This is a genomic window from Massilia putida (genome assembly GCF_001941825.1).
GTDB classification, from domain to species: Bacteria; Pseudomonadota; Gammaproteobacteria; order Burkholderiales; family Burkholderiaceae_D; genus Telluria; species Telluria putida.
The window spans coordinates 2,157,107-2,169,743 of record NZ_CP019038.1 but is presented as its reverse complement, the minus strand read 5'-3'; the positions used below and the strand labels follow the sequence as shown (position 1 = coordinate 2,169,743).

Sequence of the window (12,637 nt, the reverse complement as noted above, 5' to 3'; positions counted from 1 at the left end):
GTATCCAGGGTGCACTTATAATTTCTAAAAATAAAATCGGCCGTCGAACCAAATGAGCCGACCACTTGGAGAGAAAGTATGTTGAATTGGATGAAGGGGAAGCTGGTCCCTTCCGCGTCGGCGTTCGCGCCGGCCGGACGGTCCGGCATGACGGCGCGCGTGCGCAGCCTCGTGCTGAATGCGCGCGACGGCAGCATCCGCACCGCGATCAACGCGGCGCGCCTGCGCAAGGAGGTCGACCAGTCGCTCGACAAGGCGCGCCAGCAGTACGCCGCCGCGCGCGCGCTGGCGGCGTCGGCGCGGGACGTGACGGCGCTGTCGGCCAGCGTCAAGGCGGGCACCGACGACATCGCGGGCACGGCGGACCGCAACCTCGCGGTGGCGCGCGCGTCGATGGACGAGTTGATGCGCCTCGAAGCACGCATGCGCGCGATCGAGGAAAAGGTGGACGGCTTCGCGCGCACCGTCGGCCAGCTCGACCATCACGCCCGCTCGATCAGCGAATTCGGCGGCATCATCCAGCGCATCGCCAACCAGACCAATCTGCTCGCCATCAATGCCGCGATCGAAGCCGCGCGCGCGGGCGAGGCCGGCCGCGGCTTCGCCGTCGTGGCGGCCGAGGTGCGGCGGCTGTCGCAGCTGGTCAACGAGGAGACGTCCAAGATCGCCGGCGTCAACAGCGAGATGCGCACGCTCGTCGAATCGACGACCGGCGCCACGCACGACATCCTGGAAGGCGTGAACGTCTCCGCGCGCGAGGTCGGGCTGGCGGCCGGGCATTTCCAAACCTTCGTCGCCGACTTCGAGCGCATGACGGGCACCGTCAACGAGATGGCCGTGGCGATGCAGTCGCTGGATGCCGTCAGCCAGTCCATCGGCCGCCAGGTGGACGACATGGCGGCGAATGCGTCCGAGACGGGGAAGTCGATGGCCGACGCGTCGCGCCGCCTCGACGAGGTGCGCGCGACGACCGAGGAGATGCAGGGCGTGCTGGCCGAGTTCCGCACGGGCGGCACGCCGTTCGACGGCCTCGTCGAAGCGACGACGCAGCTGCGCGACGCCGCCGGCCGCTGCTTAGCAGGCCATCTGGCGCGCGGCGTCGACATCTTCGACCAGGCCTACCGGCCGATCGAAGGTTCCGACCCACCGCGCTTCACGACGGGTTACGACCGCGCCGTGGAGCGCGATCTGCAGGCGCTGTACGACCGCGTGCTCGGCGACCTGCCGGGCTGCACGTACGCATTGGCGGTCGACACGCGCGGCTACGCGCCCACGCACAACAGCAAGTTCTCGCAGGCGCCGACGGGGCGCCGCGAGCATGACCTGGTCTATTGCCGCAACAAGCGCATCTTCGACGACCCGGTCGGCGCGAAGCTGGCGACCAACCGCAAGCCTTTCCTGTTCCAGACGTATCTGCGCGATACGGGGGAGGTGATCAACGATCTGTCGATGCCGCTCGAGATCGGCGGGCGGCATTGGGGGGCGGTGCGGGTAGGGTTTGATTCGTCCAAGTTGTAGAACACCGTCGTTCCCGCGAAGGCGGGAACCCATACTGAAGCTCCGAAGTCAGACATCAAAAACATCACGGTATTCCGACATACCGAATTCGGTCACTCAGTATGGATTCCCGCGTCCGCGGGAAGTCATTCCCGGCAGTGCCGGGAATGACGAATGGTCAGAACTTGTAGTTGTACGCCAACCCGATCAGCTGCATACGGGTCTTCCACGTCCCGCGCGTCGTCTCGCCGTTGCCGGTGCAGGTCGTCATCAGCGGGTTGCAGTTGTTCGTGTAGTTGCCGCTCGCATCGTTGAAGTGCAGCCAGCTGTAGGCCAGGTCCAGCGACGAGGCCGGGGTCAGCTTCCAGTTCGCGCCGAACGACAGTTGCAGGCGGTCGGCGTCCGGCAGGGCGGCGTGACGCAGCGTGTCGCCCTGGACCGGGGCGTCGTCGTGGGCGATGCCCGCGCGCAGGACCGTCGTGTCGTTCAACTGGTAGTTCGCGCCGAGTGCCACGCGCACGGTGTTCTTCCACTTCTGGCGGATCACCAGGTCGCCCACGCCGGCGCCGACGAACTGGATGTTGATGTCCTGCATGCGCGAGTTGCGCGTCCAGGTCACGTCGGCCAGGCCGGCCCATTTCGGATCGAACTGGTGGAAGGCGTTCAGCGACAGCGTCTCCGGCGTGCTTACGTCCACGCGCGATGCCGAGTTGGCGTGGTGCGATGCGCCCTGCAGCACCTTGTTGACGACGGCGTCGCCCGTGACCGTCGAGAAGTCCCACACCGCGCCGCCCTTGAGTTCATGCTTGATCGACGAGCGGTAGGCGATGCCGAAGCGCGTATCCGGCGTCGGCGAGTACAGGTAGCCCAGGTTGAAGCCATAGCCCCAGTCCTTGCCGTCCACGCCCGCGTGCGCGTCGTGCGCGGTCGCAAGCAGCGCCGGATTGCCGCCCAGCGTGGCGATCTGGCGCACGAGCGCGGCGCCGCTGCCCGCGGCCTGCGCGGCGGCGATGGAGCCCGGCACGTCCACGGCCTGGCCCAGGCGCGCCTTCATGTATTCGATGTCGATGCCGAAGCCGACGCTGTGCTGCTCGGAGAGCTTGAACGCCACCGACGGGTTGATGTTGACGGATTCCAGCTTGATGTTGGTGAGCGAGTAGCGGCCCGACCAGTTGTTGTCGTAGTCCAGCTTGGTGCCGTACGGGACGAACACGCCGACGCCGGCCGTCCATTGGCTGTCGATCTTCTGGCTGTAGTACAGCGACGGGCCGGCGACGACGCTCGGCGCGTAGTCGTCCTGCGACGTCAGGCCGCCGGTGGGCGTCTTGGTGAAACGGGTCGAGCCGGCGTCCTGGAAGGTCGAATGCGGCACGACGGCGGTGATGCCGCCCGTGATCTGGCGGCCCTCCAGACGCGACAGGCCGGCCGGGTTGGCGAAGATGGTCGAAGCGTCGTTGGCTTCGGCGCCGTTGGCTTCGGCGGTGCCCTGCGCGGACACGCTCTGGGAGCCGAAGCGGTAGCCGGAAGCGGTCGCGTCGAGCGACGTACCCAGGGCCAGGGCGACGAGCAGGGTCAGGTGTTTCTGATTCATTCGGTCTCACTCCAAGTAATGATTCGTCATCCCGCTCCCGGACCAGGACTGACCGGGTGGGCGGGTGCCGAAGCATACACCATTTCGCACGACCGTTCTATTTCTGTTGTGTGAACGACACGGCTCCGTTTCTTAACGATTCAGCAGGCGGAGATCGATCTGTTGCGCCATCAGGCGATAGCCCGCCTCGTTCGGGTGCAGGTGGTCGCCGCTGTCGTAGGCCGGGTTCAGGCGCGTGGGCTCGAGCGGGTCGCGCAGGGCGGCGTCGAAGTCGATGACGGAGTCGAACACGCCGGCCGTGCGGATCCATGCGTTCACGGCCTGGCGCTGGCGCTCGGCGGCCTCGGAATAAAAAGGCTTGGTGCCGGCCAGCGGCATCAGGGTGCCGGCCCAGATGCGGATGCCGCGGGCATGCGCGCGCTCCGCCAGCGTGCGCAAGCCGGCTTCGATCTGTTCGACGGTCACGTGCTGCGCGGGCTCGGCCAGCATCTGCGTGGCCGTGATGTCGTTCACGCCTTCGTGCACGAGGATCCAGCGCACGCCGGGCTTGTCCAGCGCGTCGCGCCCGAAGCGGGAAAGCGCGCTCGGGCCGACGAAGATGCCGGCACCGTCGTTCAGCACCCGGTTGCCGGCGATGCCGCCGTTCGCGATGCCGATCGTGGCGAGCAGCGGATCGCCCTGCAGGCGCGCGGCCAGCGCGTCCGGCCAGCGCGCGTCGTGGCCGGTCCCGGCGCCGACGCCGTCCGCGATCGAGTCGCCGACGATGGCCAGCGTGCGTCCCGCGTCCGTGCCCATCACCTCGACGTCGCTGATGAAGTAGCGGCTGTCGTCCGTGGCGGTGGAGGGAAAGTCGGCGGACCGTGTCGCATCGCCCGGTGCATTCAGGTATGCCGTCTGCAGCGCGAAGCCGTGGACCGTCGACACGTCGACCTGCGCGGGCAGGTACAGGCTGACGGCGAGCTGCTGGCGCGCGCCGACGGCGAGGTCGACGGGATCGGACAACGCGCTGCTGCCTGCCGCGATCGTGACCGCGGTCCGGCCGCCGAACAGCAGGGCGCGGTCGCTGCCGGGCGCGACGTGCGCGCCGCCGGCGGACAGGCCGACGCGGGCCGCGCCCACCGTCAGCGGCGCCTTGCCGAACAGGTTCGACAGGCGGATGCGCACGCGCGTGCCGCCCGCGCTCGTGCGCACGACCTGGCGCAGCGTCTGCGCGGGCAGGGCGGGGCCGTCGGAATCGGGCGCGGACGACCAGCCGGTGCGCCAGCCCTGGTTCGCTGCGGTGGAGGTGGTCGTGAGCAGAGCATAGAGGAGCAGGGTGGCGAGCGCGCGTGCGGTCATGGCATCTCCAGTGATGAGGTTGGACCGCGATGCTCGCACCGGCCCCTGGCCGGCGCAACTCATACTTGTGCTAGCAGTATGTGCCCAGGTCGACCGTGCGATAGCTGGCGCGCGCGCGGCCGTCGCCCGTCATGATGAACGCGCCCGCGCCCAGGCGGTACATCCGTCCGCCGCCCGCCGGGATGATGAGGTGCACGCGCGCGACCACGCAGGCGACGCGGTGCACGCCGGCGCGCGCGACGAGCACCTGGCCGTCGTCCGCCGGCGCGTGTCCGGGACGGCGCAGGTCGACGACGGGCAGCGCGCGGTCGCCCCAGCGCATCGTCGCGCCAGGCGCGCCCGCGAGCGGCAGCACGCATTCCAGCCCGGCCAGGGGCGTGGCGACGAGGTCGTCCGCTTCGAACACGACGTACGCGGCGTCGTTGGGCCGGCCGGCGTCCGCGCCGCCCGTCGCGGGGGCGGCGCCGTGCGCGTGCCGGGACAGCGCTGCCTCGGGACGGGCCGCGAACAGCGCCGCCACGTCGACCAGCCGGACCTCGGCGCCGTCGTCGTCGTAGACCGTCACGGCCGGCATGAAATCCGCCAGGCGCAAGGTTGCGCGCACGGGCACGCCGAGCGCGAGGCCGTCGCGTTCCAGCACGGCGAGCAGGTTGCATTGTTCGGCCGTGAGGCCGGGATCGAGCGCGGCCGGCGGCACGATCGCCAGGTGCCGGCCGTGCCACGTGCACCACGCGCCGTCGCCGATCGGGATGCGCGCCGGCATGGGAATGACTTCCGCGAGCGCGCCGGCCGGTACGCCGAGGCGCACCGTGCCCGCGTCGAGCAGGGCGTACGTGCGCGTGTCGCGCGCGGCCGGCGGCGGTTCGGTGGCCGGCGCCGACGCAGCGGGGCCGCTCCACGCGCAGGCCAGCGTGGCGAGCCTGCCGACGTCGAGCACGCTGAGGACGCGCCCCGTCTCCGGCGAACGCGCCACGCTGTGGAACACTTCGTCCGCATCGTCGTCGTGATGCAGGCGGGTGATGCCCTCCGGCGCCACGTCGACGAGGCCGCTGACGGCCGAGACGCGCAGGCCCAGCGTGCGGTCGCCGTCGCGCAGGACGAGGATGCGCGTTTCTCGCCCGTCCTGCCGCGCGCCCGTGCCGACCCAGCGCGCGAGGTCGACGACGGGCACCGGCACGCCGCCGTGCTCCACCACGCCGGCCAGGGCGCCCGCGCGGCGCGGCGGGGCGGCCAGCGTCTGCGGCAGCGGCAACGCCTGCACGACGGCTTGCGCGGCGATGCCGACGTCGACGGCGTCGATGCGCACTTCGGCCAGCCGCATGTCAGTGCTCCGTGGCCACGCGTTCCAGCTCGGCCAGCAGGGCCGACGCGTCGCGCGTGGCGTTGGCCTGCGCGCTCGTCGAAGCGTGGATGCCGGCGATGGATTCGCTCGTCGCCGCGACCGAGCGCACGATGCGGCCGAACGCGTCCTCCACGTCGCCCGCGAGGCGCGTGCCTTCACCCACGCGGTTCGCGGTCTCGTTGATCAGCTTCGCGATCTCGCGCGCGGCCAGCGCGGACTTTTCCGCCAGCTTGCGCACCTCGTTGGCGACGACGGAAAACCCCATGCCGTGTTCGCCCGCGCGCGCCGCCTCGATCGCCGCGTTGAACGCGAGGAGGTGCGTCTGGCTGGCGATGTCGCTGATCGTGTCGATGATCTCCTGCACGTCGTCGGACGATTTCTGGATCGCGAGGATCGCGTCCTTCGAACGCGCCAGCAAGGTGCTGCCCTCGGCCGCCTGGTCGCGCGTCTGCACCGCCAGGCCGGCCGATTGCTGCGAGCCCTGGGCGATGGAGGTGATCGATTGCGACAGGTCGGTCAGCACGCCGGACATGGCGTGGATCTTGGCGCCGAGCTGTTCTTCGCGGTGCACCTGGTCCGTCACGTCCATCGCGAACTTGATGACCTTGTACGGCTTGCCGTCGGCGTCCAGGATCGGGTTGTACGTGGCCTGGATCCAGATGTCCGCGCCGTGCTTGCCGCGGCGGCGGAAGCGGCCGGACTGGAACTGGCCGCGGGCCAGGTCGGCCCAGAAGTTGCGGTACGCGCTGCTCTTGATGAGTGCCTCGTCGCAGAACATGCTGTGGTGGCGGCCGATCACCTCGTCCTCGAGGTAGCCCAGCGTGCGCAGGAAGTTGTCGTTCGCGGCCAGCACGTTGCCGTGCAGGTCGAATTCGATCACGGCCTGGGAGCGGCCGATGGCGTCCAGCTGGCCGCGCGTTTCCGCGGCGTGGCGCTTGCGCGCCGTGATGTCGGTGGCGAACTTGACGATCTTGACCGGCTTGCCGTCGGCGCCGAGGATCGGATTGTACGACGCGAGGATCCACACGGTCCGGCCGTCCTTCGTCACGCGCCGGTATTCGCCGGTGTCGGCCTGGCCGCGTCCGAGCCGTTCCCAGAACGCCAGGTACTCGGCCGAGCTGGCGTGTTCCGGCAGGCAGAACATGCGGTGGTGGCGGCCGCGTACTTCCTCGAGCGTGTAGCCCGTCACGGCGAGGAAGTTGGCGTTCGCGTGCAGCACGTTGCCCTGCAGGTCGAATTCGATGACGGCCTGGGTGCGGTCGATCGCGGCCATCTTGCCTTCGAAGTCGAGGTTGCGCAGCTTGGCCGCCGTGATGTCGGTGGCGAACTTCACGACCTTCGTCGGCTTGCCGTCGGCGCCGAAGATCGGGTTGTACGTGGCCTGGATCCACACCGGGCTGCCGTCGCGGGCCACGCGCTTGAATTCGCCCGCGTGGTATTCGCCCCTGGCCAGGTGCTTCCAGAAGTCGCGGTAGGCCTGCGAGCGTACATAGTCCGGTTCGCAGAACAGGGCGTGCGGCTGGCCGACGACTTCGTGCAGTTCATAGCCGAGCGTGTCGAGGAAGTTCTGGTTGGCGTGCAGGATGCGGCCGTCCAGACCGAATTCGATCACGGCCTGGGCGCGGTTGATGGCGTCCAGCGCGGCATGGGCGAGTTCGTCCCGGGACGTGACGGGGGCAGCGGCGGTCATATGCATGGCTTCTCGGAGTGGCGTCATGATGTTTGTATTATTGCCATCTGGCAACTCATTCGATGATTTAATCATTTTTCTCATGAGAATGCGAGGGAATTTTGTTGAATTCGATTATTTGTTGTGGGGTACGTACAGGGCGGTGCGAGGTTTTAATTGACGGGTTTCCAGGTCGTCATTAGCATCGGATGTTGATCCGGCAACCATTCATTCGAAAAAAGGAGACACCATGCCACGTCCGCCCCTGCAATCCCTGTTGATGGTAGCGCTAACCTTCCTCGTGTCTTCCGGCGCCGCGCAAGGTGCCAGCGGTCCCGTCGCCACCGTCGACACGGGCAAGGTCCGGGGCGCCGTCGAGAAAGGCGTGGCCAGCTGGAAGGGCATACCGTTTGCGGCCCCGCCCGTCGGCGACCTGCGCTGGCGCGCGCCGCAGCCGGCCGCCGCCTGGTCCGGCGTCCGCGAGGCCACGGCCTACGGCAGCGACTGCATGCAACTGCCTTTCCCCAGCGACGCCGCGCCGCTGGGCACGCCGCCGTCCGAGGATTGCCTGTATGTGAATGTGTGGCGTCCGGCGAAAGCCAGGGCATCCGGCAAACTGCCGGTGATCGTGTGGATCTACGGCGGCGGCTTCGTCAACGGCGGTTCGTCGCCGCCGACGTATGCCGGCGCCGCGCTGGCGAAGCAGGGCGTCGTCCTCGTCAGTTTCAATTACCGGCTGGGCCGCTTCGGCTTCTTCGCCCATCCGCAGCTGACGCAGCAGGCGCACGGCGAAGCGCTCGGCAACTACGGTTACATGGACCAGCTGGCGGCCCTGCAGTGGGTCAAGCGCAACGTGGCGGCGTTCGGCGGGGATGCGTCCAACGTGACGATCATGGGCGAATCGGCGGGCGGCATGTCCGTCAATGCGCTGCTGACGTCACCCATGGCGCAAGGCCTGTTCGCGAAGGCCGTCGTGCTGTCCGGCGGCGACGGCACGACGGCCGATCCGGGTCTGGCAAGCGTCGAACAGGTCGGCGTGAACTTCGCGGCGGCGAAGGGTATCGCGGCCGACGATCCGCAGGCGCTGGCGAAACTGCGCGCGCTGCCGGCGGAGCAGGTCGTCGACGGCATGAACCTGGCCAACCGTGCGCCGCAGAATCCGTCCACGTATGCCGGGCCGTTCGCGGACGGCAAGGTGGCCGTCGAGACGGGGGCCGCGTTCGCGTCCGGCCGCTTTGCCAAGGTGCCCGTGATGATCGGCGCGACGAGCGCGGACATCGGCGGCAAGACCGGTTTCATGGTCGCCGGTGCGCGCGGCCTGGCGGGACGCCTCGCCGCGCAGGGCGTGCCCGTGTACGCATACCGCTTCTCGTACGTGGCGGACACCATCGGCAAGCCGGGCGCGCAGCACGCGAGCGACATTCCGTATTTCTTCGACACGGTGGACGTCAAGTACGGCGCGGCGGTCACGAAGAAGGACGTCGCGATGGGCCGCGCGATGAGCGCCTATCTCGTGAACTTCGCGAAGAAGGGCGACCCGAACGGCCGCAAGCTGCCGGCGTGGCCGCGCTATGCCGGCGACGAGGACGTGATCATGGATTTCGCAGCGAGCGGCAGGCCGGTCGCCCAGCGCGATCCGTGGGGACCCGACATCGACGCGACGACCGTCGCGGGCCGCTAGGGTGGGCACTTTGTGCCCGCGCGTGAAATACGCGCCGCGTTGGCGTGACGCGTAGACGTCGCGCCGGCAGCGCCCGTCGCTTGCCGGTCCCTCCAGCGCGCGCTCGCCGGGGATGGCTTCGATCTGCGCGCGCAATGCGGGCGGCAACACAGCCTTCCGGCGTGTGACGGCGGGCGTCGCCTCGATCGGCGACGCGTGCTGCAAGGGGAAGCCGGTGGCGGCGAACACCCGCATGGCATCAGGCACCGGGTGCAACCGGTGCAGGAAAACGGCGCGGCGGGCGGTGCCAAGGGGAGGGACGGAACCGGTCGGGTCCATGTGTAAACGATAACGATTACTATTCAGATGGTCAGCCGATCCGTTAATGATCTTGTTGACAAGATGAAAAAAGTAATTTTGTCATGAATAAAATGTCGATGTGGAGCCCGCCGGGTTGCAATCCTTGCGTTACAATACCGTGCGCAATTGGGCAGGTCGTCCGCATTGATTTGCCTGCAAAGTCCTTCCCCCACAACTTGATATGTAGTAAGTGCGATCCGCTAACCGGTCAGGCCGTGTCGCGGAAGGTTAGATTAACCCGCCCTAAACTCGCGAAACGCGAAGAAAGGTGAGCAAGAATGATGCAACAATATAACGCCAACTCGTACCTGTTCGGCGGTAATGCGCCGTACGTGGAAGAGTTGTACGAAGCGTACCTGAACAATCCGGGCTCCGTGCCGGACAACTGGCGCGCTTATTTCGACGCGATGCAGCACATGCCCGCTGTCGACGGTACCGCCAAGCCGGACGTGGATCACTCGTCCGTGATCGCTTCGTTCGCCGAACGCGCCAAGCAGGGCCCGATCCGCACCGTGACCGCGTCTCCGGACGCCGAACTCGGCCGCAAACGCGTCGCCGTGACGCAGCTGATCGCCGCTTACCGCTACCTCGGCTCGCGCTGGGCCAACCTCGACCCGCTGCAGCGCCAGGAACGCCCGCCGATCCCGGAACTGGAACCGTCGTTCTATGGTTTCACCGAAGCCGACCTGGACACCAAGTTCAATATCAGCAACACCTATTTCGGCCAGGAAACCGCCTCGCTGCGCGACCTGCTGAACATGTTGCGCGACACGTATTGCCGTTCCATCGGCGCAGAATTCATGTACGTCAGCGATCCGACCGAGAAGCGCTGGCTGCAGGAGAAGCTCGAGTCGATCCGTTCGACCCCGAGCTTCACCGCTGAAAAGAAAAAGCACATCCTCGAGCGCCTGACCGCGGCCGAAGGCCTGGAGCGCTACCTCCACACCAAGTACGTCGGCGCCAAGCGCTTCTCGCTGGAAGGCGGCGAATCGTTCATCGCCTCGATGGACGAAGTGATCCGCCGCGCCGGCGAGCACGGCGTGCAGGAAGTCGTCATCGGCATGGCCCACCGCGGCCGCCTGAACGTGCTGGTCAACACCCTGGGCAAGGCACCGTCCGAGCTGTTCGAAGAATTCGAAGGCAAGCACGCCGACGACCTGCCGGCAGGCGACGTGAAATACCACCAGGGCTTCTCGAGCGATATCTCGACCCCGGGCGGCCCGGTCCACCTGTCGCTGGCGTTCAACCCGTCGCACCTGGAAATCGTCAACCCGGTCGTCGAAGGTTCGGCCAAGGCCCGCATGGAACGCCGCGGCGACCGCCTGGGTAAGGAAGTGCTCCCGGTGCTGGTGCACGGCGACGCGGCCTTCGCCGGCCAGGGCGTCGTCATGGAGACGCTGAACCTGGCGCAGACCCGCGGCTACGGCACGGGCGGCACGGTCCATCTCGTCATCAACAACCAGATCGGCTTCACCACGTCCGACCCGCGCGACGCGCGCTCGACGCTGTATTGCACCGACGTCGTCAAGATGATCGAGGCGCCGGTCCTGCACGTGAACGCGGACGATCCGGAAGCCGTCGTGCTGGCCACGCAGATCGCGATGGACTACCGCACCGAGTTCCATAAGGACGTCGTCGTCGACATCATCTGCTACCGCAAGCTGGGCCACAACGAGCAGGACACCCCGGCCCTGACCCAGCCGCTGATGTACAAGAAGATCGCCAAGCACCCGGGCACCCGCAAGATGTACGCGGACAAGCTGGCCGCGCAGGGCACCATCGCTCCAGATGGCGGCGACCAGCTGGTGGCCGAATACCGCGCCGCGATGGACGCCGGCAAGCACACGGTCGACCCGGTCCTGACCGACTTCAAGAACAAGTACGCCGTCGACTGGGCGCCGTTCCTGAACAAGAAGTGGACGGACGCCGCCGACACCGCCGTGCCGCTGACCGAGCTGAAACGCCTGGCCCAGCGCATCACGACCGTGCCGGAAAACTTCAAGCTGCACTCGCTCGTCGAGAAAGTCCTGGGCGACCGCGCCACCATGGGCCGCGGCGAGATGAACCTCGACTGGGGCATGGGCGAACACCTGGCCTACGCATCGCTGCTGGCCTCGGGCTACGCCGTCCGCCTGTCGGGCCAGGACGCCGGCCGCGGCACGTTCGTGCACCGCCACGCCGTGCTGCACGACCAGAACCGCGAGCGTTGGGACCAGGGCATCTACCTGCCGCTGGCGAACGTGTCGGAAAACCAGGCCAACTTCACCGTCATCGACTCCGTGCTGTCGGAAGAAGCGGTGCTGGGCTTCGAATACGGCTACTCGACCGCCGAGCCGAACACGCTGACGATCTGGGAAGCCCAGTTCGGCGACTTCGTGAACGGTGCGCAGGTCGTGATCGACCAGTTCATCGCGTCGGGCGAAGTGAAGTGGGGCCGCGCGTCGGGCCTCGTCATGATGCTGCCGCACGGCTACGAAGGCCAGGGTCCGGAGCACTCGTCGGCCCGCATCGAGCGCTTCCTGCAGCTGTCCGCCGACCACAACATGCAGGTCGTGCAACCGACCACGGCCGCGCAGATCTTCCACCTGCTGCGCCGCCAGATGGTGCGCCAGTTCCGCAAGCCGCTCGTCATCTTCACGCCGAAGTCGCTGCTGCGTAACAAGGACGCCGGCTCGCCGCTGACCGACCTGGCCAAGGGCGGCTTCCAGACCGTCATCGGCGAACTGGACGACAAGATCGACGCCAACAAGGTCAAGCGCGTCATCGCCTGCTCGGGCAAGGTGTATTACGACCTGGTCAACGCACGCAAGACCCGCGGCACGACGGACACCGCCATCATCCGCGTCGAGCAGCTGTACCCGTTCCCGCACAAGGCATTCGGCGCCGAACTGAAGAAGTTCCCGAACGTGACCGAGGTGGTGTGGGCGCAGGACGAGCCGCAGAACCAGGGTCCGTGGTTCCAGATCCAGCACAACGTGTTCGAAAGCATGGAAACCGGCCAGCGCCTGGCGTACGCCGGCCGTCCGGCTTCCGCGTCGCCTGCCGTCGGCTACACCGACAAGCACGTGGCGCAGCAGAAGGAACTGCTGGATACCGCGTTCTCGAAGCTGAAGGGCTTTGTCCTCACCAAATAAGCAGCGCTCAGACGACCCCGCGCCCGCGGCGCGGGGTCTTTGCACA

7 protein-coding genes are annotated in these 12,637 nt (G+C 67.6%); 3 read left to right on the top strand and 4 right to left on the bottom strand.

From position 1 onward, the window contains the following. Positions 1–78 precede the first annotated feature (78 nt). Positions 79–1,518, top strand: coding sequence for a methyl-accepting chemotaxis protein (locus BVG12_RS11920; RefSeq protein WP_229503863.1), 1,440 nt, complete (start codon positions 79–81; stop codon positions 1,516–1,518). 157 nt (positions 1,519–1,675) lie between these two features. On the opposite strand, the gene BVG12_RS11915 is transcribed toward BVG12_RS11920, so the two are convergent. From BVG12_RS11915 to BVG12_RS35650, 4 genes are all read right to left on the bottom strand, one after another. Further along, positions 1,676–3,088, bottom strand: a complete 1,413-nt coding sequence (locus tag BVG12_RS11915; protein ID WP_075792571.1) for an OmpP1/FadL family transporter — start codon at positions 3,086–3,088, stop codon at positions 1,676–1,678. Positions 3,089–3,220: 132 nt separating this feature from the next. Further along, a complete protein-coding gene (locus BVG12_RS11910; protein ID WP_169926810.1) occupies positions 3,221–4,426 on the bottom strand; it encodes an SGNH/GDSL hydrolase family protein in 1,206 nt (401 codons plus the stop codon). A gap of 70 nt (positions 4,427–4,496) precedes the next feature. Further along, on the bottom strand, positions 4,497–5,747 hold the full coding sequence (locus BVG12_RS11905) for a chemotaxis protein CheW (RefSeq protein WP_075792569.1): 1,251 nt from the start codon (positions 5,745–5,747) through the stop codon (positions 4,497–4,499). Position 5,748: 1 nt separating this feature from the next. Further along, complete coding sequence (locus tag BVG12_RS35650; protein ID WP_075792568.1) at positions 5,749–7,464, bottom strand: methyl-accepting chemotaxis protein; 1,716 nt, start codon at positions 7,462–7,464, stop codon at positions 5,749–5,751. Positions 7,465–7,687: 223 nt separating this feature from the next. Here BVG12_RS35650 and BVG12_RS11895 point away from each other — a divergent pair, with 223 nt between their 5' ends. Then, on the top strand, positions 7,688–9,118 hold the full coding sequence (locus BVG12_RS11895; protein WP_075792567.1) for a carboxylesterase/lipase family protein: 1,431 nt from the start codon (positions 7,688–7,690) through the stop codon (positions 9,116–9,118). A gap of 617 nt (positions 9,119–9,735) precedes the next feature. Continuing rightward, positions 9,736–12,591 carry a 2-oxoglutarate dehydrogenase E1 component gene (locus BVG12_RS11890; protein ID WP_075792566.1) on the top strand — a complete coding sequence of 952 codons (2,856 nt, stop codon included), beginning with the start codon at positions 9,736–9,738 and terminating at the stop codon, positions 12,589–12,591. Positions 12,592–12,637: the final 46 nt, after the last annotated feature.